Below are 23,192 nucleotides of genomic sequence, written 5' to 3' on the forward strand. Positions count from 1 at the left end.
ACGTCCGCGAATCTTTTGGGAACAGCCAAGATGGCCGTTCCACAAAAGATTTTTGGTATCATGCTTGTGGGGTGGGAGATCTTGGCAACACCCAAAAAGTTAAATTTAAATGCTGTAGAGCTTATGGTTTTGGCTCAGTTTGCACTTGGACGATCGGCTGTTTGGCAATTTTGGTCAATTTCACTGCATCTAGCAAGCTTTCCCAATCAGCATCCAGCATTGTATCCGAAGGGCGATCGCGACGAGCAGCAGCTAAATTGCTCAGAGCATCTTGCCAAATCCCATTTTCAGCATAAATAGCTGTTTTCCGGCGCGGATCTGCCTTTTCTAATTCACTGCGGATATCTGCACTGAGTTCAACTCGCAGCAAACGACCGGTTTCGAGCAGATCGGCAGATCTGTCTTCAGCCTCGCAAATCACTGTAAAATTCCAAGTGTATTTTTTGCCTACTTCCAACGGAGGCACATTGTTGTTAGCAGGGATACTAACGCCGATTACTCCTGATAAATTAGCAACTTTGAGAGTCTGTTTATAAATCTGGTTGCCGCTTGGATCTAGTAGGATAAATTCTGCTGATTCTGCCTTTGTTGGAGGCAAGTAGAAAAAGAATGTTGGATATTCGGAAACAGTCCGTGCGATTTTATTTTCAGGGACTAAGCCTGTGAGATTTATGGGATTAAGCCCGCTGTTGCGACAGTTACCGCGCGTCTGTCTGCCCGCTCGGGGGGGCGATTGCTCCATATCTTCACGGGGCTGAGCGAAGCGCGGCCCTCCCGGTACAGTATTGCGCGGCTGGCCCACATTATCTGGCGTTGGCTGTCCCAGACTTGCAAATTGGCAAGCATTAAATGCTCCTATCAACAATATGGAACTAAAGGCGAGGGATTTTAGTGTAAATTTAGTCATTTTTTTTCTAGGATTTGCATGATGTTTGCAAGATATCTTGTCTATTTTTACTTGGACGATCTTTCTCCTCCCAAGACGCGATAGACATTAACTTTTTGCTCCCTGCCTTTTAAAGGTAAAGCTCCCCAAGATTCTACCTCAAATTTTCCTTGAATGTGCACTAAGGTTTCTTCGGCAATTAAAATGCGGCAGGTGTCCTCTTGCCGATGTTTTTCACAGCTTTCCAGGCGAGAAGCGATATTGACACTATCACCGATTACTCCATATTCTAAACGGGTTTTGCCTCCCAAACTGCCCACCATTATCGGCCCTGTAAAAATTCCGACTCGCATTTTTGCCGACGGCAAACCGCGATCGATCCAACTTTGATTCAGGGCTGGTAACCACGCACTTATAGCTAGGGCGCAAGATACCGCAAGGCGAGCATCTTCGGCAATTTCTTCGAGAGTTGTGCGGGGGATAGGAACACCAAATACAGCCAGCATTCCATCTCCGGTAAATTTATTAATCACCCCTTGATGTTTTTGCACTTCCTCGGCCATTGCTGATAAATATTCATTTAACCAAGGCATTACTACTTCTGGGGATAATTTTTCGGAAATAGTGCTAAAACCCTGCAAGTCAGTCACGATCATTGTAGCAGTTAGTCTTTGCCCCGGCAATAGGCCCGACTGGAGGAGATGGACGCGCTCTTTCCACAGGGCATTGGCGATCGCCGGTGAGGTTTGCTGTCCTAATAATTTCATCACAATTTCTTGCTGCTGCTTTGACTGCTGGTACTTGTAGGTGATGATAACTCCTGGGGCGATCGCAAATGCTAGTGTTGGTGAGGCCAGTGATATCCACCCCTGTTGAGTAAATAGAAAAAATGTGAATCCCCACAATATGCCGCCAAGGGCGATCGCGCTGAGTATGGAATTGAGCGTATTTTCTAGCCGCCAAGCTAAACAGCCGCCAACTGCTCCCCAAACAGCTATCCACAGCATTTCTTGCCATTCATCCCAAAACCAAAATAGATTTTTGCCATCTAAAACTGCGTTAACAATTTGGCTAGTTGCCGCTGCATGAATAAAGACTCCCGGCATCATGCGGTTGTCGCTAGCAGTGGCGCTGTAAGGGGTAGAAAAGACATCTTTTGTAGTTGGGGCTGTAACCCCGATTATCACTATTTTATCCTTCACCAATTCGGGGTCTAGTTTTCCCTCCAAAACTTGAGTGAGTGTCACGGTTTTTGCGGTATTTTCAGGAGAGCGGTAATTGAGCAAGATTTGATAGCCTCCAGTGTCAATTGTCTGATAACCTCCTGAGTCCGATCGCAGTCGCGAAAAAACTGTGTTTCCTGCTTTTATTTCTTGATCTTTTGTGAGTGTTGCAGGAATTTTTTTACTGTCAATATATTTGAAAGCCAGCCGGAGCGCAAATGAGCTGAGAGTCGATTGTCCGTTGGAACGATAGATCAAGCTCCGGCGAATTATGCCGTCTGGATCGATTACTAAATCGTTAAATCCTATCCGTGCTTTGGGTATGTTGGGAGGTGGTAGAGCGCGATCGTACTCTGATTTGCCGATGAAAGTAATCGGGATGACTTTGGGGTTTGTGAATTGAGCTGCCAATTCTGCGTTTCCTGGTTCGTAGGGGATATCGCGGATTATATCCAGACCAATAGCGACGGGTTCGAGACTCGCTATGGAGGCGATCGCACGAGCTAAAACTCCATCAGAGATTGGCCATTTCTTAAAATGATGAATGTCCTTTTCTGTGACTGTCACTACCAGCAACCTCGGATCGGGGCCTGCATCGGGGCGCAACTGTACCATCAAGTCAAAAGCCTTCAATTCCAAGGGCTGCAACCAACCTAAATGTCGCACTCCTAAGAGAGTTCCTGTCACGACAATGCAGGTGACGGCAAGAGGTTGTAAATCAGCGAAGGGTAAGGAAAAACTTAACTTTTTCCAACTCCAACGTTTCTCTCCCAATTGATGAAATATCTTAAAAAAATTGGGCATAAGAATTTTTGTTTTAACCATCTTGGACAAAAAAGTGTGCTATATTAGGTGGTCATAATTAACAGAACAATACCGTGGGTCATAAGTTCCTGACAGCAAGGAAATTAGCTTTTTAGGTTGAGTTTATTTATGCACGCCTATTTACACCTGAAATTGTGACTAATCTGGATTATTGATGCCCCATTTTAAATTAATTTTCTTGTACGGTTTTAGCGATCGCACTTAACTGCAATCCCTGGGGATAACTGTTTTCTTCTTTGCTGCGCTTGATATCAGCTTCGGAAATCTTGGGTTTGAGGTATTTTGCCATAACTTTCATCACGTCGCCCCGATCGATCGTCCCTACGACTGCACCAATGGACGAAAGGACGAGGATTCGCGGGAGTTGGCGGGCTTCCATGCTGTTAATTACTTCTGCAATGGATGCTTTTTCGGAGACTGTGGGGGTTTTTTCCAGGGGTTGCAAAATGTTGTGCAAAGTCTGAATTTGCCACTGACTGCGCTCTGTGCAGCGGATATCGTCGATCGACACTAAGCCCAAATCCCGCCCGTTGGTTGCAGCGATGTAAAATGGAAACGGATTGACTTCTAGCAAATAGCGATCGGCAAATTCTCGCAAAGTCAAATTTGCATCGACAACTCGAAACTCGCGGCTCATTGCATCGGCAGCCTTAGTTTTGAGCAGCGCTTCTTGCAACGAAGTAAAGCGACTGTAGTCACTGGCATTCCGAATCGCAAACCCGCCGATCAGCGCAATCCACAAACCGCCGTACTGGCGCGCTAACAAACATAAACTGACACCGAAAGCAACAGCCAACCAACCCAAAACTTGTCCTGTTTTTGCAGCCCAACGCACGCCGACAAATCGAGAACCAGTGATTTTCCAAATTGCTGCTTTTAAAACTTGTCCTCCGTCCAAAGGCAGCCCGGGAATTAAGTTAAATAATCCCAAAACTAGATTGATTACTGCTACCTTTTCTGTAATAATGAATAGCAAACTTGTCCGGGGAAAAACTTGAGAACCCAAACCGAGGATTAAAAACAGCGCAAAGCTGACGAGGGGGCCAGCAATAGCTACTTGAAAAGCTTGACCCGGAGTTTTTGATTCAGAGTCGATCGAAGCTACTCCGCCAAATAAGAATAGAGTAATAGAATTAACTTTAATGCCTTGGGACATCGACGCCAAGCTGTGCCCTAATTCGTGCAACAGCACGGAAGCAAATAGTAGCAAAGCTATTGCGAACCCGGCACTCCAGGAGAGCGCGGATCCCCACAATCGGTAACTGCTGGCGTATTCGCGGGTTGCTAGGGCTAAAATTATAAACCACGAATAATCTATGAGTAGCGGGATGCCAAATAAAGAGCCGATTCGCCAACCTGTCTGCATGAAAGTTTCCTGGGAAAGGAGAGCAAGAATAAATGTCTATTATATCTTTTATGACTCTTGCCTTTCCCGAACCGTGATTTTTAAAGCACTCCGGCGTTACCCAAGCCCAAGATTACTCCTGCCCCGAGCAAGTGGCCCAAGCTGGTTGTGGCCAGCAATTCTGGGATGCCGAAGCCTTTGAACATTCCAGGGACTGCAACGGGTAAAGCTGGGCCCTTGCCTCGGTTTTGTTTGTTGATGCCGTAGTAGCCGATCGCGATCGCCAGCAAGTTGCATATAATCATTGTCAGTCCTACCATTGGTGTCCATTCCGGCGTTGAGGGAGTGGTAGCTTGTACGGCTAACAGCAAAGATGAGTTAATCATGTTTATATGCTCCTGATTTCACAGATTATTTGATTTAGAAAATTATAAAAATTATTTTGCATTAAACTAAGATTTGTTTTAATAGTTAACAATTCGTTTATATTTTGATACAAATTCAGCACAGAGGAAAAAAAGTGCGGGTAAAAATTTGCGGAATCACTAAATTAGACCAGGGAATGGCGATCGCCCGTTTGGGAGCCCAAGCTTTGGGGTTTATCTGCGTGCCGGCTTCCCCGCGCTATGTCAGCCCCCAAACGATTCGCCTGATTGTCGAACAGTTGCCGGAAAATGTCGATCGCATCGGCGTGTTTGCAAATACCACAATCGAAAATATCTGTCAAGTAACCGCAGATTCAAATTTAAGCGGGGTGCAACTGCACGGAGATGAAACAGCGGAATATTGCGATCGGCTGCGCGAGTTTTTGCCGGGAATTGAAATTATCAAAGCTTTGAGAGTGAAGAGTCATGAAACGTTAGCCACTGCTGCAATTTACGCCCTGCGTGTCGATACTTTACTGTTGGATGCTTACCATCCAGCTCAACTTGGCGGTACTGGCAAAACTATAGATTGGATGATGTTAGCAGAGTTTAAACCAGCTTGTCCTTGGCTGCTGGCTGGCGGCTTAACACCGGATAATATTTTAAATGCGATCGATCGCGCGATCGGCAACAAATTCAGCGGTGTTGACCTTTCGAGCGGCGTAGAAATAGCGCCGGGAGATAAAGATTTAACCAAAGTTGCTCAGTTATTTGCTAATTTAAATCAACTTGCCGGTCGTGAATAATTGGCAATATAAAATCCGGGCTTATCAATTCATACTTTTGTCAGCGCCCGCCGAGGAAATGCCAGTGTAGTGGCGGTTAAAACCGCCGTTTGTGCTATTTATTTTTTTATCGGCGGAGTTCAAAAGTGCGATCGCCCTCCGGTTCTTCATCTGCCAAAACTAACTGACTAACCGCAGCACCAGTCGGGCCCCGGCGACACCAGTCAATAATCGCTTCAACAGCTTGTTTGTTACCTTCAAAGACAGCCTCGACACGGCCGTCGGGGAGATTTCTCACCCAGCCACCGAGGCGCAGATACTTGGCCTGATTCATCGTCGAATATCGGTAGCCGACTCCTTGAACTAACCCGGAAACAAAAACGCGGACTCTGACAGGCGGCGGTGATTGATTTTGCATAAAGGCGTCAACTTACTGCTAATATCATGTCCAGTCGATGACAATCAGAAAAAAGGTTCGTAGTGTGGACTTCAGTCCGCAACCAGAAAGCCGACTTTCCGGCACACAAAAAAGGTTCGTAGTGTGGACTTCAGTCCGCAGCCAAAAAGGTTCGTAGTGTGGACTTCAGTCCGCAACCAGAAAGCGGACTTTCCGGCGCACGCCCGATCCTTTACTTATTTCTGTCAATCGAACCGACATGATATAACATTTGTTTAAAAATTTTAATTATAAATTTGATTATGTTAAATTTTAGTGCGATCGCACTCTTCGATTTGCTAGCACGCCGCCTCACCCACGCTTTTTCAACTATTCCCGATTTCACCGATTGGCTGGTTGTAGCTCTGCTGGTGCTAGTCTACAGCGCGATCGCACTTCCCATCGGTTTTTCGTCCGGATTTCTGAAAGTAGACGTGCAAACCTCCCAGCCAATAATTGCCGGAGTGCTCGCAGGCTGTTTGTTAAGCCCGGGGCTGACTGAAGAAGTTTTTTTCCGCGTGTTAATGCTGCCGCACCCTTTCGAGAATGCTTCTGGGCTGATGCTGTGGTTTTGGGGATGCTCCAGTTTGCTGCTGTTTGTAGTTTACCACCCGCTCAACGCGCTGACTTTTTATCCGATCGGTCGATCGACCTTTATGAATCCCGTGTTTTTGCTACTGGCGGCTGTTTTGGGCGCAGCGTGCTCCATCGCATACCTGCAAAGCGGTTCCATCTGGACTGCGGTGGTGATTCACTGGCTGGGAGTGACAGTCTGGCTGCTGCTCTTGGGCGGTTACAGGAAGCTGTATGGGTGAATTACCCAACTCTCACCTTGCGGTAGAGAGTGGGCTTCCAGCTTCGACCGCAACAGCATCCGAGAGAACCGAGATTCTTCCGGGTTGACTTACATTGCGTCCACTGGCAGTAGCGCTGATTCCCAACGCCAAAAACCGCAAGCCTTCGTCTCTAATGTTTAGCGCTGCGTTGATATCTCTATCATTCACAGCATCACACTTAGGACATTTCCATTGGCGTATTTTCAAATTCATTTCAGAAACTTTGAACAAGCAATGGTTACAAGTTTTGGAGCTAGGAAAGAATCGGTCAATCTCTAAATAGACCTTGCCTTCTGCCTCGGCTTTATACTTAAGCATTGTTCCAAACATGGACCAGCCAGCATCATAGATAGCTTTGGCTAGGCAATGGTTTCTTACCATTCCTTTGATATTTAGATCTTCTACTACAATTACTTGGTTTTCGTTTACTATCTTGCGGGATAGCTTGTGCAGAAAATCCTCACGCACTCTTTTGATTTTAGAATTCACCTTGGCTACTAACTTCCGGGCTTTATTCCGTCGGTTACTGCCTTTGACTTTTCGGTTTAGCTTCTGTTGCTTGCGCTTCAGATTTTTACGATGTTTAGCAGTTGCTCTAGGATGCTTGTACTTAGAGCCGTCAGACGTGACCAAGAAATCAGTTAGCCCAACATCTAAGCCAATTGCTTTTCCTTCGATATTAGCATCTGGAGTGCCAATTTTATCATCAACAAGTACCGATGCAAAATACGCACCATCTCGGTTTTGGGATACCGTTACAGTTTTGATCGTGCCATCATACTGGCGATGAATCTTGGCTTTGACTTCACCAATAATCGGAAATTTTATAGTGTCCTCCAGAATTTTCACATTCTGGGGATAGGTGACAGATTGCCTGTTGTGCTTGGATTTGAAGCTAGGAAACCCACCACGTTTCTCAAAGAAGTTTTTGTAAGCAGTTGATAGATTCAGTGCTACTACTTGCAAGCTTTGTGAGTATGCCCCATCTTTCAACCAAGGGTATTCCTTCTTGAGCGCTGGTAGCATACCTTGGATAGCCAATCTGCTCAATCCCTTACCAGTTTCCTTGTAGGTTACTTGGCTCTTATTCAAACTATAGTTCCAAAACCATCGACAACAACCAAAAGCACCAGCAAAATACTGTTGCTGGTGGGCGCTTGGATAGATTCGGAACTTGTAAGCTTTCAGCATTTATCGGCTATCGGTGTTTCTGATAAAAGATTAACACAAGGATTTTGCGGTTGTCAATAAGTTGGCTTGTTTTCTCATCCAGCCTCAAACCTCAAACGCTGCGCGTTATGCGACTCGGCTGTAATCGTCAACTCGCTCGCCTTCGATCCCGACGCTCACGGATTGTACAGGTAGAGCGCGGGACTTCCCGGGTGTATGGTTAAATTGTAAAAAGTCCAGCATCACTATTTTGTCCGGAGGAGCTCAGTTGTGGAAATCATAGGAGCAATCGTAGGTTTTTTGGCGGGGATAGCAGTTGCTTACTGGTTAGTGGAAAAGCGGTTGCACAAGCAAAAGCAAGAACACTTGCTGCAAACTCGCAGAATAGCTCAGGATATAGAACTAGCTCAGATATCTCGAATGCAACAAACTACCGAATCTCCACACCAAGAAGGAGAAGATCGGTTGAGAAAGGCTACTGTTGAACACGAAAATTTACTCAGACAAGTTACAGCTCAATACGAAAATCAGATTCAACAAGTTGCGACTCAATACGAAAATCGACTCCAACAAGTTTTAGCAGAACGCGATCGGCTCCAACAAGTTGGAGGCTCCCACGAGCAGCAGATCCGACAAGTCACCCAGGAATTAGAAGCCGCTTACAATGCTAAGCTTCAGGAAAACATACAATCTTTGCAAGCCGAACACGAACGTCATATACTCACACTTTCTGACGAATTGCATGACAGTTATCAAGCTCAGATGGATGAACATTTTCAAAACCTGCAAAAACAACACGAAATTCAATTGAGACAAGCTGCCTCGCAATATGGGAACAGCGAATTTGACATACAATCAACGACGGGGGCTTTGCAACAGCAATACGAGAGTCAGTTGCAAGCCGCTCAGGAGCAGTTTCAAGCTCGCGAAGCTCAGATGCTAGCTACTATCAGGTCTTTGCAAGAGCAATACGAGAGTAATGTACAACAACAAGAAATCCCGGAGCAACAGTTCAGTCAGTTAAATCCAACAGAATTTACATCGGATTTACCACAACAGGAAGTTTGGCAAGAAGACCCATATAATCAATTCAATCAACCAGAGTTCAATCAACCAGAGTTCAATCAACCAGAAGTTGAACAAGAGTTAAATTACACAGGATTTTCCGAACCACAATCAATTGATTTAGAACAACTCGAAATCAGACAAACGCTTGAATCTCCCAGACAAACACCAAACTACTCATCGGTGGCGCAGTTGATGGGATGCGTTCAAAGTCAGGACACAGAAACTCGCAAATTTGCAGCGTCTGCTTTAGGTAAAATGGGTGCGGCTAATGCTTTGAGAACCGACGGTCAGCGAGCCATAGAAACCTTGGGTAAATTAGCTCAAGATTTCAACCCGGAAGTGCGCGAAGCTGCTGTAGAAGCACTAGCAATGATTAAGTCTGAAAAAGTGATTCCGCTCTTGCAAAGAGCTTTGCGAGATACAGATAGCGGTGTGGCAAAATCGGCAAGTGCGGCGCTCAATAAGTTTAAGTTTTACCCGCGCACTCCGGCGGTGAAACCGAAACTGATGGATATCAAGAAACCAAAGCGTTAAGCAGTTACGAGCCTAAATATAGCAATTTTCAATTGCCTAAAACAAATTAGGTACGTAGTTGCGCTTCAGCGCTCTTCATAAATATCAGGAAAGAGCGCTGAAGCGCAACTACGTACCTTTGTACCTTTATCGTCAACTGTCAACGAAGAGGGCGGGCCCGCACCATCCACCGCCCCTACAACTATCAACTATTTAAAATCGCTGTTTTGTACCGAGTACAAATTTGATGTCCCCGTCATCGCTGACACCCATATCCAAGCGAATTAATCCCAAGGACGATCGCACTCTGACACCCAAACCAACACCAGCCCCAGTCCCCGGTTTATCCCTGACTACCGCCGGTTTTCCCAACACGCTGTCACCCGTTCCCAAATCCGACGCAAAATCAACAAATATCACGCCACCCACATCCCTACCAACCGGAAACCGATACTCGCCGGAAGCCAAAAAATAACTCCGCCCGCTGCCAATTTCCCCGCCGTCGTAACCCCGCACAGAATTGCGTCCACCCAGGCGAAACGCTTCCGTCGGTGGCAAATCTCCAATTACCGTCCCCCCTTGCACGTTAAAAGCCAACATTTCTGGCAAAGCTTCCGACTCGCTGATGCCCAGCAAAGTTACTGGTACATATTGTATATAATTGGCTAGCAGTCGGTTGCTCGCAATGTTGCCGCGTCCCAGAGGTATCGACTGTTCTGTACTGAGGCTGAGAATTGAGCCGCTGGTTGGGTTGAATGGATTGTTTCGCCGATCGAGCGTAGCGCCAAAAGAAACAGTATACAATTCGTCAACACCCGCACCGCTGAATGTGAGAGGATTGCCGAGTACGTCCCGGCGAGCAAGATTTAAATTGCGATCGCGCGTGCTGATATTGGTATAATTCAGTCCCAAAGTTCCCCGCCAATCGCCCAAAGGTCGCGTAACAGCGAGATTTCCGCCCATCCGAATTTCTCGAACTCGATCGCCGTTGGGCAAATTAATATCTTTGTTGAAAATTTCCGAAATTCTGCGATTGCCAAAAGCTCTCACACTGTATCCCAAACGGTCATCGGCGGCAACGTAAGGACTGACAAACTGCACGTCGTACTCGATACCTCGGAGACTGGGCTGAATTTCCACCGACAACCGCTGCCCGTTTGTCCCGAAAGTGCGATCGACATAGGAAAGAGGAACAGCCACACCAACATCATCACTCAAAGTGACACTCGCCCCAACAGAACGAGCCGATCGCTCTTGGACATTGTAAATTACATTAATATCCGTCCCAACTTCTTCAGTAGAAACCGTCACCTTGTCAAACAATCCCAACTGCTGCAACTGCTGCAAATCCGATCGTACAACTTGCTGGCTGTAATTATCCCCCGCCTTGAGTTTGAGCTCGCCTCGGATAAAATCTTCCGAAGTTCTCCCCTTAATCGGATTTCCTTTTTTATCAACAGCTTCGCCTCGGGAATTAACAAAGCGAATTTTCACCTCTGCAACGTAAATGCCCTCAACATTTCTCCCTTGACTGATTGGTAGAGTACCGCCTAGCTGTTGCGCGTTGCCGTTGACTGCTTCCGGGATTTCGACTTTGGTGGCGATCGTCCCCGCAGTTGCTAACAGAGATGTAAAATCTTTATGGCGATCGGACTTGAGTGAGGGCGATCGAACTTCTGGAGCAACAGCAATCTCATCAGATGTTGGCAAATCCGGTACAGTTGCACTCACCTCATCCTCCTCCCTCTGCGCCCTCTGCGCCTCTGCGGTTCCTTCTCTCAACTCTACGTCAGTCGGTACGACAGTCAGATCGATCGCCCGCGCCGCCAATTCCCCACCAGCCACCGCCGCCAAACTCAAAAATGCAATAATCCGAATTCGCATAAACATAAAACTAAAGAATACTCAACGCATATTACTCAAATTCGGTCGTGATGCCTAATACCCCATCTGGAAATAATACCCCTCTATTCTTCAGTCGGCGGAGGCCGACTTCGCTTGTGCAGTCGCGGTTTCAACCGCCGACTCCTCTCGACGAGAAGTTTCAACCCAGATTTAGTACCATTAGCCAACAAGAAACCCGGTATTTTTGAAGATACCGGGTTTCTGAGATGATTAAACTTGGGGAAAGATCGATCGCGGGCGATCGTACAATTGGGAAACCAAAAAATTCTTTAAAGAGATTGCCGAGAAACACGCTTCTCAAAATGAGCCTGAGTCTGCTGCAACAGTTGTTCGCGACTGTCCTTAGCAGTGGTAATGGTAGGGAGCAAGTTTCGAGCTTGTAAAGTCATGTGAAGTTGTAAGTGTGCTACGTACTCACTGACATCTTCGCGCAGGGAGCAAGCCGGGTAACGTTTTAAAGTAGAGTTCAAAGTGTTCTCCTGCTTTGAGTTTGCAGTATTTTTCAAATAATAATAGAGACTATCACGCTCTATTTCTAATTGTGTACTCTGTAATGAAGTTTAACCTATGGACTGCTGTTTTGTTACAATTGTTTACGAGTATTGCTTTAAAGAAGTAAATCCACCTCATTAAAAGTAAAATGTCGATCGCCAAAAAGCTTACTGTGTATATATTCTTCCTTCTCCGTCAATAACAAAAGCCCTCTTCCCTCTTCCCTCTCCCCTCTTCCCTCTTCCCTCTTCCCTCTTCCCTCTTCCATCAAATTGTCAGGAGTCGATCGCCCATGCAGTCTCAAGCAGCAGTAGCACACAAGCACACATTAACTACATTTGTCAATAACCACAGCCAAACAGCCACCTACCTCGACATTGGCACTGGCCCATGCTTATTGCTGCTGCACGGTTTTTTCGGAGAAAAAACTTGCTGGCTACCCTTAATTGAATTATTGCAATCTCAATTTCGGTGCATCAGTTTAGATATGTTAGGTTTTGGAGAATCCAGCAAACCACAAATCCAATACGACGTAGCTGTAGAAGTTGCTTTTGTGCGGCAAGTTTTACAACAACTAAACATCGAACCATGCGGCATCATCGGGCATTCTTTTGGCGGCTGGGTAGCATCTGCATACGCCCTAAAATATCCCAAATCTGTCAGCAGTTTAGTGTTAGCAGCACCTGCGGGAATCCGGGACGACAGTTTTTGCGGTCAGTACGATGCTTTGCGACCCTTGCTGTGGCAAACGCCCGCCGTTGATTGGGCCTTGCAGCTAGCAAAACCTTTTGCTAGATTAGCGGGGAAAAGTGAGAAATTGCAAGAAATTTCCGGGTGGCGCAGGGAGCTAATGTATCAACCAGTAGCAAGGTCATTTTTAATGAGCCGGATGCGGCCAGAAGACGCCGTTGACACAGTAGAAAAAGAAATTCACAAATTGCAAATTCCTACCTTAGTCATAGCAGCAGATAGAGACGAAACAATTCCTCTATGGCACTGTCAAACCTACGCCAACGAGATACCGAGAGCTGAGTTAGCAATTATCCCTAATGCGACTCACGGGTTGCCGCAAACTCAAGCTCAAATCATGGCAAAGTTGATCGGTAAATTTTTGGATAATTAAGAAAACCTTTACAATAAGCAAAATGCTAAAAGATATGATAGGGCACCTTCGAGGGTTAGGACGCTCTGAATAGCTTTTTCCCAATGCAGTTGATTGCTTATTCTTGTTATTTTTCCTTATTTTTCCTTCTTTATTTTGCTACAAGCAACCAATAAAAAATAATTGTATTAAAGTATACTACTTTAATAGTAAAAAGAGCATATATTGCTTAGTGTATTGTACATTTTTTTTATGGTTATACAATCTTGTGTCAGCACGAACTACAAACATTTAGTTGATTCTGGAGTATTACGAATGGCGGCACTGAGAAACTACTTTAATCTGGAAGAAATTACGACAGCCAGAAAAGTTAGTGCAGCGGTAATTAACATCAGCGGCCGCCAGCGAATGCTTTCCCAGCGATCGGCATTTTTTTGCATGAGGTTAGTTAGCTCTGGGAATGCGGCAGAAAGAGCCAAACTGCGCGGGAATTTGTTAGAGGCGATCGAGCTTATGGAAAAATCTCACCACGATTTAATTCATACTGACAGCAGCATCAACTTGGCGAGTCCCCCTTCACCCACCGTCAAAGCGATGTATTTTGAGGCGCCGCTGTATCTAGACAAGCAACTGCGCGAATATATCGATCGCATAAAAGCATTAGTGCAAGTTCCCGACACCGAACTCAGGCAGGAGAATCCCCATCTACAGTACATTATCGAAGCTGCCGGTGGCGAATTGTTAACAGCTTTCGATGCCGTCGTGAGTCAGTACCAGCAAGAAAGCGAAATCGAACAATTTGAAATCGACCTCAAACAGGTTGAACTCTATCAAGAAAGCTGTGCAGCCACCTCCAAAGCCGAAGCTCAAGCAGCCCAAATCGATCGCGCACTTCGCGAACTCAAGCAAACTCAAGCTCAACTCCTCCACAGCGAAAAAATGTCTTCCCTGGGAGCCCTAATGGCAAGTATCGTCCACGAAATTAATAACCCAGTTAGTTTTATTTACGGCAACTTGAGCCATGCCGAAATTTATACCCAAGATTTACTGAACCTGCTGCGTCTATATCAAGAACACTATCCCAACCCCTGTTCCGAAATAAAAAATCAAATCCAAGACATCGATCTCGAATTTCTAGTTGAAGACTTACCTAAAGTTATGTCTTCCATGCACATGGGTTCCGATCGCATTCGCGAAATAGTCAAATCCATGGGCAGCTTTTCGCGAACAGATAACACTAACATGAACCTGTGCGATTTGCACGACAGTATTGACAGCACCATCCTAATTTTGCGTAACCGTCTCAATGCTAAAAAAGACCGTCGCGAGATTCAAATAGTTAAAAATTATGAAAAATTGCCTGGTGTAGAGTGTTATGCCGGACAACTAAATCAAGTATTTATGAATCTAATTAGTAACGCGATCGATGCTTTGGACGAGGCAGCAAAAAATCGGCCCGATCCAGCCCTAAAAATTTCGATACGCACAGAACTCGCTGGGCTAGATCGCGTCAGAGTCAGGATTTCTGACACGGGATCGGGAATGACAGCAGAGGTAAAAAAACGAATGTTCGAGCAGTTTTTTACCACCAAGGCGATCGGTAAAGGTACTGGTTTAGGATTATCTATTGTCTACAAAATCCTAGTAGAAAATCACCGAGGAACGCTCAGGTGCGAGTCCGAACCGGGGAAGGGAACCGAGTTTATCATTGAACTGCCAGTACAACAAACTTAAACAGTTGATAAGCATCCAAATTTATGATAAATTGTGGCACGGGCGTCCCGCTTGTATAAATAATTGTGCTTAAAAATTACCAGAAAGAATTGGTTGAAAGCCTGCACCCCGGGAGAAATTAAAATCAGACTATTCATTACCCGAAATAATTGGTTGAAAGCCCCAATCCCGGGAGAAATTAAAATCAGACTATTCATTACTCCAATCCTCTTCCTTCTTTTGTCAACTGTCAACTGTCAACCGTCAACTGTTAACTGTTAACTGTTAACTGTTAACTGTTAACTGTTAACTGTCAACTGTCAACTGTCAACTGTCAACTGTCAACTGAAACATCACCTACTCCAATTGTAACTTCAAAGTTGGCAATAGCTTTTCTAGATTCTTGAGAGATTTCTGTTGCCAAGGAACATCTTGTGAACCCACTACCAAAAGTTGAATCGTTTTCTTTTTCCGTACACTAATCACAAACTTAGACAGCATATTAATACCAGAACTATTAACAAAATCCAATTTTGTTAGGTTCAAGGTAATAGTAGGCGGTTCAGGATTAGCTACCTCATCTAATAGATCGACGATTGGCTTATAATCTGGCGCTCCATCTAAGCTGAGTTCGCCTTGGAAACAGACTGTCACCGATTTTGGATCGTATTGAATACAGTAGTCTTGACCTTTGATTTCGTGAATATCCATTGTTTTGTCGTTTCCTGAGTGAATTATTGTCGGACAAAAGAGCCAGTCGATTTCCATTTTTCGATTTGAGATTGACTCCACAGATCAATTGAGGAGGTTCAACTTCGGTCTAAAATTTGGGGTTAACCACTGAGCAGTGTCGGGGGCTTGTATCCATTTGTGAATTCGTCAATCTTGAAAAAAATGAAACTAAACGCTAATTTGAACGATTGTCGTAATAGCTAGCATATTGGAACCATCAGACATCCTCTCAAATTTCCAACCAATCTTAGCTGAATAGTCATTAATCATCGTCAGCAATCCCAGTCCCGATGTTTCACTTTCAGATTCAGCATTCTTTTCAAGCTGCTGTAAATATAGTTCATCAGAGTCGGAATTAAACAGTTCTGCAATGAATTCCTGCAATTTATTCGCCGCTGGTTGCTGCACGTAGTTAGTGGCAAAAATTACGGCAGTCACATCAGATTCTCCTATAAAGTGTATCCCAAACCTTACCTTATGATTGCAATTATCATCAGTAAACTTGATGGCATTTTCTAATAGTTCATTGGCAATGTAGCTCACAGCTCCCTTACTTTGTTTAATCCGTTTCTCGCTGCTAGCATCCTGCTCGTCCACCGGGAGAAAGCTGGACAAATAATCGGCAACAAAATGAGCCGATACCCTATTGTTGCGCCAGCGCTGCTTGATCGGGCGAGAACTTGGCGTAAATGTAAGTTCTAGGGAGTCGTGTTCCGGTGGAAACTGGTCGATGAATTCTCCAAAGACTTGAATCATAGTTTGTAAACTTCCAAATGTCATTATTTTTCTGCCTCCTGTTAATATGTCAATGTCACTTCTGGGTAAATTTCCAGACGCCATTCCAGTTAGCGGGAAGACTATTTTTTAACAATTCTTGGATGCGTCTTAGGTAAATTTGCCTGGGTTTGTCAGCAGGATTTAGCTCTACTATATGTTCAAAACAATCTTGGGCATTAGCAAAATTTACCTGACAATATTGTTCTAGACCTTCGTCAAAAATAGGCAAAGTTTGAATCTTGAGCGATCGCACAGGTTCTACTTCAACATCTAACACCTCACAAACAGTAATGGCTTCTTGTCTACCTTTGACAATTGCCCGATCCAAAAATCGAATATGATATTTTTCGGGTTGACTCAAACGTTTTACCACAGCTTCTGAAATTAATAAAGATACCCCATAATACTTAGTTAAACTTTCCAGGCGAGCCGTGAGATTGACACGATCGAACAGCGCATCAGCTTGCATCCGATTGGCATCTCCAATAATTGCAACCATCGTATCACCGACATGGATACCAATGCCAATATTCAGCGGTATCTCCCCATTTATTTTACGGCTTTGATTTAATTTTTTCAACTGTTCAACCTTCATAATTCCCGCCTGAATAGCATCATCAACGCCGTCGGGAAAAACTGCCATCAGTCCATCTCCCATATACTTGACAATAAAACCGTTGTGCTTGCGAATTTCGGGACTAATTTGCTGTAAGTATGTATTGATGAAATTGAAGTTTTCTTGAGGAGTCATTTGCTCCGCCATCCTTGTAAACGAACGCAAATCCGAAAACATGATTGCCATTTCTTTGCTGACGCGATCTCCAAGCTGGAAATCTACAATGCTTTTCTTTCCAAGAAAACGGATTTTTTTTCGCTCGATCGCTGTTTATGACTATAACTTACAGTGGAAAATCTCTAAATCCGGATTTTGCTTCGATGCTTCAATACTAAATGAAACAGCGATATGATAAACCTGGCCGATGACCGTCAATCATAAATTATGCACAATATTTCCCTGTTGCTTCAATACTAGCAAAGTAATGTCATCAAATACCTTTTGCGCTCCAATGAATTTTCGCAAATCATCGATCGCAGATTGCTTGATTTGTTCGGCGCTCAAATGCCAGTTTTGAGAAACCACAGCACAGAGTCTTTCCATGCCGTAGAATTGTTTGTGGATATTTCTAGCTTCGGGGATGCCATCAGTGTAAAGCACGACACCATCCCCCGGCTCTAAATCTACTAAAAGATGACCGATCCAATCTGAAATATCCTCATGTAAGCCTATCGGAAATCCTAAATCCATCATGTCAATGCGTTCAATCTTACCACCTTTTCGGACTACGAGAGTTTCCTCATGTTGACCGCTAATACTAATTCTGCTGTCTGCGTAATTGAGGAGGGCTAGCGTCAGGTTTTTGTCCGAGTTCATCCGCTGAATATTCTTATAAATAGTGCGGTTCAGGGTATCTAAAAAGCGCACGGGGTCAAGTTCTTTAACTTCCTTGAGAGTCCGAACAGCCGTTTGAGTCATCACCATCAAAATGCCACTTTCTAGTCCGTGTCCGGTGACATCACCAATGCAGAGCGTTACCACCCCGTCATTAAAAAGTACGTCGTAGTAATCGCCACCAACTTCATCGGCTGCTTCCATAAATCCTGCAATATCTAACTCTGCAATTGCTGCTAATTCCGCTGGCTTTGGTAGAATTAACTGCTGCATTTGTTTGAGGAGATCGAGTTCTGCACTCATCCGAACATTTTCGTTTTTGAGGCGCTGGTTGAGGGCAGAAATTGCTTGATTAGCTTGAGCAAGTTCGGCAGTACGTTCTTCTACTTTATCTTCTAGAGTTTGATAGAGCAGAGCATTTTCAATGGAGATAGCAGCTTGGGAAGATAGGATTTTTAATACTTCTAATCTGTCAGCAGTAAATGCACCTGTGGCGAGACTGTTTTCTAAGTACAGAATGCCGATCGCTTGACCTTTGTTAACAATGGGAGTACACAATACAGATTTAGGTTGGTGCTGAATAATGTAGGGATCTGCTGCAAAGATATTTTCTACAGCAATATCGTTAATTACCAAGGTTTCTCTGGTACGCCAGACGTAGTTAATGGCTGTGATGGGAAGATCTTGGCTTTGAGAAACTGGAATATTTGGCAAATAGCAGTGTTTGTCTACACATTTAGCAACAATCAATAATTTACTATCCCTTTCTAAGATCAGAGAGCCTTTGGATGCGCCTGCATTTTCGATCAGTATTCGGATTAAGGTTGATAGCAGTTCCTCGACGTTGATTTCTCCCGATATGGCTTGAGAAGCTTTAATTACTGTTTCTAGGTCGAGTAAATTGGAAACATTTTGGCTGCTGGAAGTAATCGCTACCACAATTGTTTCAGAAATTGTCTCTCCTGTATAAAAAGTGTTTTCTTGTTGGAGAATGGGGCCGAGTAATTGGGAATATTTTTGTTGTAAATCATGGACTTTGGCCTGGGAACCCCAGCGAGCATAAGCGTAGTAAGCGTCAGTTAGATAGACGCGGGCAATTTTATCTTTGCCTAATTCCAGGTAGAATTTAGCTGTAAGTTCGCTGAAGAGTGCTTCTTCTTGAAGGTATTGGTTTTGTTTGGCGGTAGCAATGGCGCGATCGTACAAATCGAGGGCTTCGAGCCTGTCTCCCAATACTCGTGCTATTTCTGCTGCTACTAAGTCGTACTTGTGTTGGTAATTCATGGGTGCGTGGAATGCCCAGGTTTGCATTTTTTCCTGATTGGCTCTCACTTGGCTCAAATATTGCGATCGCGCGATCGGCTCAGCATCGGCATACATCGCCAGCAGGGCTAGGGAATGGTAAAAGTTGTGCTGCGGTACCATCATCAGCGAACCGACACCAACGACATATTGCTCTGCTAGCTGGGCATTTTCCACGGCACTTTCGAGTTCGCCAAACAAATAATTGAGAACCAATTTAGCAAAATAAACGCCAAACAGGGAAGATACATTATTTGCTGCTAGCAAAACAGGCAGCAGTTCATCTTCATTAAAACTCTCGCCAACTAACCGACATTTGTCCTCAGCTAATCCTTGTAAATTTAATGTTAGCTGTCGCCATATTTTGGTATAATAAATCTGATATTCTTGCTTGGACTTGACCATTGATTCAAGATACTGGTCGTATTTTAGATCTACAGATGTTAAGTCTTCACCGCTAAAGAAGCTGTAGATGCAAAGATACATAGCAGAATAGCAAGCATACTCCATATCGCCGCTTTCTAAGCCGCTTTGGACGGCCCAGAGCAAAGACGGTATTGTCGCTCGACTAGGTTCTTTCCAATGTCTCACGCAAGCATTGTAGACCATTATAACTTTAGATTCAAATTCTGTGGAGGTAAATTTATCTAATACTTGCAAAGATAGTTGACCGTATTGATAGCCTAATTCAATGTCTCCGATTGTTTCACAGATTAAGCTGCAACAAGCATAGGCATAACTAGCCGGGGCAGAGTTTCCATATTTACTGCAAATATGTGCCATTGTAAAGACAACGGCTGGGTAAATTTCTGGACTAGCTAGATAAGCGGCAGAGGCGATCGCACATAAAACCCTCAAAGCAGCAATTTTATAAGGATCGTGGATTTCTGGGAGATTGGCTAAAGCGGGTATCTCCACCACCGCCGGGAGTTGTGTTTCTAAAGCAACACCCAGCATTCCCAAAACTTGCAATCCAGTATCCACTGCCGATTTCATCTGATTTTGGGCAATATAAGACTGAATTTGGGCTTCGTAAACTCGGAATTGATCGAGGAGATTGTGCGATCGCGATATAACTATTTGGGCCAGTTGGTGCGACAAATCGAAATTGGTATTCAAATATTCGGCTGCAACCGCTTCTACATAAAGATCGATCGTCAAGTCGTATAAATTTGTCCAGCTATCCTCTGGTAGCAGATTTCTGCCGATAGTTAAGTAATCAACAGCAGCAGCATAAGCTGTGGAAGTTTTAGCTTTGCGCCCAGCAATTAAATTCAAGGAAGCTAGTTGATATCTTTCGGTGCGATCGACAATTAATTCCACTCCCATGTTCAAGTGGTTGACAATATCAAATATCCGATCTTCCGTAGGGGCGGTGGATGGTGCGTGCCCGCCCTGATGCAGCAGCAATCTGCCAATTTTCAGGTGAGTTGACTGCTTTGCGTCGTCTGGAATCAAAGAATAGGCGGCTTGTTGAACGCGATCGTGCAAAAATTTATAACTTGGCAATTGACAATCGGCAACCGCTAATGGCGCAGAGTCTCCACCATCTCCAAAAAATTTATAAACTTCACTTTGCGGTAAAATTAGACCTTCTTGCAATGGTTTCCACAAGTAGGCTGCGGTGTCTCTTTGAGATTTTTCACAGACAAGGGCTAAGGTTTCTAGATCAAATTGGCTACCAATACAAGCAGCTAATTTTAAAACATCTTGAGTAGCAAGTGGCAATTTCTGCAATTTATTCGCCACAAACTCGACTACATCATCGCTGACTGCCAATTCTCTGATTTTAGTAAGATCGCACTGCCAACCACCCCTATCTCTCCCTGGCAATGGGGAGGCAAAATCGAAATAGATTAACTTATCTTCGTGGAGTTGCTTGAGGAATTGATTGCTAAAAAAAGGATTTCCATTAGTTTTGTTGAAAATGATTTCTGTCAAGGAAAAAGCTCGGTGGGTCGCACAACTTAAAGCATCAGCAACCAGACGATTCAAGTCCACTATTGAAAGTGGCGCGAGATTAATTTGATTAATTATAGTGGCCGAGCGATCGCTGCCCTGTTTTTGTAGAGAAGATGAACCCGCACCGAGCTTGCGAATCTCTGATAAAGTCAGCATTAAGGGATGAACCTTGGACACTTCATTATCTCGATAGGCGCCAATTAGCAACAAATGTTGACCTTCTGATTCGCCCACCAACAATTGCATTAATTTCAGAGATCCTGAATCTGCCCATTGCAAATCATCTAAGAAAATGACTAAGGGGTGATTTTTGGTAGCAAAGACACGAATGAACTTTTGAAATAATAGATTGAAGCGATTTTGTGCAGGATTTGGTTCTAGTTCAGAGACAACAGGTTGCTTGCCAATCAGCAGTTCTAATTCTGGGATAACATCAATAATTACCTGAGCATTATCCCCTAAAGCTGACAAAATTTTGGCTTGCCACTGCTGAACGCGAGCAGCACTTTCTGTGAGTAATTGCCGCATAAAACTTTGCAGAGCTTGTACCCATGCCGAAAAGGGAATATCGCGCTTGAATTGGTCAAATTTCCCTTTGATAAAGTATCCCCGCTGCTGAACTATGGGCTTGTGAACTTCGTTAATCACAGCGGTTTTGCCAATCCCAGAAAAGCCCGCTACCAGCACGATTTCGGTAGTAGCTGTACGGGGTATTTTCTGCGGTTCTCGGCTGTTGGAAGACGAAACATCCAAATCGGCTGCTGGGGGATTTTCCTGGGGACAGGCGACGCGCTCGAAGGCTGCTAGCAGGCTCGAAACTTCGCTTTCTCTGCCATAAAGTTTTTCGGGAATCACAAAGCGTTCGGAAATGTCTCTGCTGCCTAATTCAAACAGTTGAATAGTGCCACAATCCGAGTATTGTTTTAAGCATTTTTCTAAATCGTGTTTGATGCCAAAAGCTGTTTGATAGCGTACTTCCGCTGTTTTAGCCATCAGTTTTAGCACGATGTCATTCAATACTTGGGGGATGGCAGGATTTAGGGCGATCGGGGGAATTGGCTGGCGAGCAATGTGGCAGTGAACTAACTCAATCGGCTCCTTAGATTGGAACGGCAATTGTCCTGTCAGCAGTTCGTAAAAAGTTACTCCCAGCGAGTAAAAATCGGTGCGGTAGTCAATCCCGCGATTCATTCTGCCAGTTTGTTCGGGAGACATATAAGCTAATGTGCCTTCCAAGATATTGGGGTTTTTGATTTCTTGATTTTCTTTAGGCAAAAACGATGAGATGCTAAAATCTATAAGTTTGATTTCTTTGGTTGTAGGGTTGATTATAATGTTCTGTGGTTTGATATCCTTGTGAATAATGCCGCTGTGATATATTGTTTCTAATGCCGAGCAAATTTGAATGGCAATTTGCAAAAAAATGGCTAGGCGATTGGTGAATTTACCCTGGACTCCAAAAGCATCGCTGGTGATGTATTCAGCCAGAGAAATACCGCCAAAGTCCTCCATTACTAAAGCAAAACCGTTACGATATGTTTCCAGACTTAAATGTTTGACTGTACCGGAATTCTCAATATTTTTGGCAATTGTGTACTGATTGCGAAACTGCACCAGTTCGGTGAAAGTCGGATACTCAGACTTGAGAAATTTGATGACGACTGGTCGATTGTCTGATTCCGAAAAACCTCGATAAACCAAGGTTCGGGTGCCGGAGTAGAGTTGTTCGCTGATGCGGTAGCCGGGAATTGCGATCGGGGTCATAGTTGCTAAATCCTAGTCAGCTTTTAGTTTAAGAGGACTTACGCACTCCGACCTTGATAACCGGGTTTTTTAGCTGATCGGCTGGCTACAACCTCTGTATTGTAGTAAAAAAAACCGCTTTCTGGCTGCCTGCGCGTAAGTTATGTTTAAGGACTATCAAACTTGTTTGTGTTCATTATTTATTAGTTTACTACTGCTCCCAAGATTTCGGGAAGATTTGACAAAAAATAATGATATATCGATCGCTAACCATCGCACGTATCATGAATTTTGTTAAAAATCTTTGAAGCGCTTGCTTCCGGGAAGCGGGAGCCTGTTCAAGTCACATCTGGGATGTCCAGCTTCCTGTTGGTTGAATTCCCTACAAATTTCTAGGCTACAATAGATATACATCTTGAACGGACGGAATTACGTTTAAAAAGCTCTAGCTACAGTTAATTAATTTTTGTGACGGTATTAAGAGCGACTAATAATGTTATCATATCAAATAATCTACTAACCTAAACAAATCTGCGTTCATTAGCGCTCATCTGCCTGCATC

18 protein-coding genes are annotated in these 23,192 nt (G+C 44.3%); 5 read left to right on the forward strand and 13 right to left on the reverse strand.

Annotated features, from left to right (window positions below):
* Window positions 1–121 precede the first annotated feature (121 nt).
* From QZ938_RS20160 to psaK, 4 genes are all read right to left on the reverse strand, one after another.
* On the reverse strand, window positions 122–907 hold the full coding sequence (locus tag QZ938_RS20160) for a DUF928 domain-containing protein (protein ID WP_293152098.1): 786 nt from the start codon (window positions 905–907) through the stop codon (window positions 122–124).
* Window positions 908–954: 47 nt separating this feature from the next.
* Window positions 955–2,913: an adenylate/guanylate cyclase domain-containing protein gene (locus QZ938_RS20165; protein WP_293152095.1), complete on the reverse strand. Its 1,959-nt coding sequence runs from the start codon at window positions 2,911–2,913 to the stop codon at window positions 955–957.
* A gap of 190 nt (window positions 2,914–3,103) precedes the next feature.
* Window positions 3,104–4,300: a site-2 protease family protein gene (locus QZ938_RS20170; protein WP_293152092.1), complete on the reverse strand. Its 1,197-nt coding sequence runs from the start codon at window positions 4,298–4,300 to the stop codon at window positions 3,104–3,106.
* Between the two features lie 80 nt (window positions 4,301–4,380).
* Window positions 4,381–4,665 (reverse strand): photosystem I reaction center subunit PsaK, encoded by a 285-nt coding sequence (gene psaK / locus QZ938_RS20175; protein WP_293152089.1) that lies wholly within the window; start codon window positions 4,663–4,665, stop codon window positions 4,381–4,383.
* Between the two features lie 134 nt (window positions 4,666–4,799).
* Here psaK and QZ938_RS20180 point away from each other — a divergent pair, with 134 nt between their 5' ends.
* A complete protein-coding gene (locus tag QZ938_RS20180; protein WP_293152086.1) occupies window positions 4,800–5,450 on the forward strand; it encodes a phosphoribosylanthranilate isomerase in 651 nt (216 codons plus the stop codon).
* A 106-nt stretch (window positions 5,451–5,556) separates the two neighbouring features.
* On the opposite strand, the gene QZ938_RS20185 is transcribed toward QZ938_RS20180, so the two are convergent.
* Window positions 5,557–5,847, reverse strand: a complete 291-nt coding sequence (locus QZ938_RS20185; protein WP_293152083.1) for an acylphosphatase — start codon at window positions 5,845–5,847, stop codon at window positions 5,557–5,559.
* 281 nt (window positions 5,848–6,128) lie between these two features.
* Here QZ938_RS20185 and QZ938_RS20190 point away from each other — a divergent pair, with 281 nt between their 5' ends.
* A complete protein-coding gene (locus QZ938_RS20190) occupies window positions 6,129–6,680 on the forward strand; it encodes a CPBP family glutamic-type intramembrane protease (RefSeq protein WP_293152080.1) in 552 nt (183 codons plus the stop codon).
* Between the two features lie 12 nt (window positions 6,681–6,692).
* On the opposite strand, the gene QZ938_RS20195 is transcribed toward QZ938_RS20190, so the two are convergent.
* Window positions 6,693–7,892: an RNA-guided endonuclease TnpB family protein gene (locus QZ938_RS20195; protein WP_293363533.1), complete on the reverse strand. Its 1,200-nt coding sequence runs from the start codon at window positions 7,890–7,892 to the stop codon at window positions 6,693–6,695.
* 249 nt (window positions 7,893–8,141) lie between these two features.
* Here QZ938_RS20195 and QZ938_RS20200 point away from each other — a divergent pair, with 249 nt between their 5' ends.
* Window positions 8,142–9,473: a HEAT repeat domain-containing protein gene (locus QZ938_RS20200; protein WP_293155358.1), complete on the forward strand. Its 1,332-nt coding sequence runs from the start codon at window positions 8,142–8,144 to the stop codon at window positions 9,471–9,473.
* A 192-nt stretch (window positions 9,474–9,665) separates the two neighbouring features.
* Here QZ938_RS20200 and QZ938_RS20205 read toward each other — a convergent pair whose 3' ends face one another.
* Together QZ938_RS20205 and QZ938_RS20210 are read right to left on the reverse strand one after the other, a co-directional pair.
* Entirely contained in the window at window positions 9,666–11,336 is a 1,671-nt protein-coding gene (locus QZ938_RS20205) for a BamA/TamA family outer membrane protein (protein WP_293363535.1), read from the reverse strand.
* A gap of 290 nt (window positions 11,337–11,626) precedes the next feature.
* Window positions 11,627–11,827, reverse strand: a complete 201-nt coding sequence (locus tag QZ938_RS20210) for a hypothetical protein (protein WP_293155365.1) — start codon at window positions 11,825–11,827, stop codon at window positions 11,627–11,629.
* 314 nt (window positions 11,828–12,141) lie between these two features.
* Between QZ938_RS20210 and QZ938_RS20215 the strand changes: the two genes are divergently transcribed.
* Both QZ938_RS20215 and QZ938_RS20220 read left to right on the forward strand, forming a co-directional pair.
* Entirely contained in the window at window positions 12,142–12,972 is an 831-nt protein-coding gene (locus QZ938_RS20215; RefSeq protein WP_293155368.1) for an alpha/beta hydrolase, read from the forward strand.
* A gap of 231 nt (window positions 12,973–13,203) precedes the next feature.
* Entirely contained in the window at window positions 13,204–14,685 is a 1,482-nt protein-coding gene (locus QZ938_RS20220) for an ATP-binding protein (RefSeq protein ID WP_293155371.1), read from the forward strand.
* Here the strand turns inward: QZ938_RS20220 and QZ938_RS20225 are convergent.
* The 5 genes from QZ938_RS20225 to QZ938_RS20245 all read right to left on the reverse strand — a co-directional run bounded on the left by QZ938_RS20225 (window position 14,682) and on the right by QZ938_RS20245 (window position 22,651).
* On the reverse strand, window positions 14,682–14,882 hold the full coding sequence (locus tag QZ938_RS20225; RefSeq protein WP_293354023.1) for a hypothetical protein: 201 nt from the start codon (window positions 14,880–14,882) through the stop codon (window positions 14,682–14,684). The two genes, QZ938_RS20220 and QZ938_RS20225, sit on opposite strands and share 4 nt — an antisense overlap.
* 139 nt (window positions 14,883–15,021) lie before the next feature.
* A complete protein-coding gene (locus QZ938_RS20230) occupies window positions 15,022–15,375 on the reverse strand; it encodes an STAS domain-containing protein (protein ID WP_293155378.1) in 354 nt (117 codons plus the stop codon).
* A gap of 189 nt (window positions 15,376–15,564) precedes the next feature.
* Window positions 15,565–16,152, reverse strand: a complete 588-nt coding sequence (locus QZ938_RS20235; RefSeq protein WP_293155381.1) for a DUF6272 family protein — start codon at window positions 16,150–16,152, stop codon at window positions 15,565–15,567.
* Between the two features lie 55 nt (window positions 16,153–16,207).
* Complete coding sequence (locus QZ938_RS20240) at window positions 16,208–16,975, reverse strand: adenylate/guanylate cyclase domain-containing protein (RefSeq protein WP_293354021.1); 768 nt, start codon at window positions 16,973–16,975, stop codon at window positions 16,208–16,210.
* 189 nt (window positions 16,976–17,164) lie between these two features.
* On the reverse strand, window positions 17,165–22,651 hold the full coding sequence (locus tag QZ938_RS20245) for an AAA family ATPase (RefSeq protein WP_293354019.1): 5,487 nt from the start codon (window positions 22,649–22,651) through the stop codon (window positions 17,165–17,167).
* Window positions 22,652–23,192 lie beyond the last annotated feature (541 nt).

The sequence above is a fragment of the Microcoleus sp. CAWBG27 genome (assembly GCF_020883145.1).
Lineage (GTDB): Bacteria > Cyanobacteriota > Cyanobacteriia > Cyanobacteriales > Microcoleaceae > Microcoleus.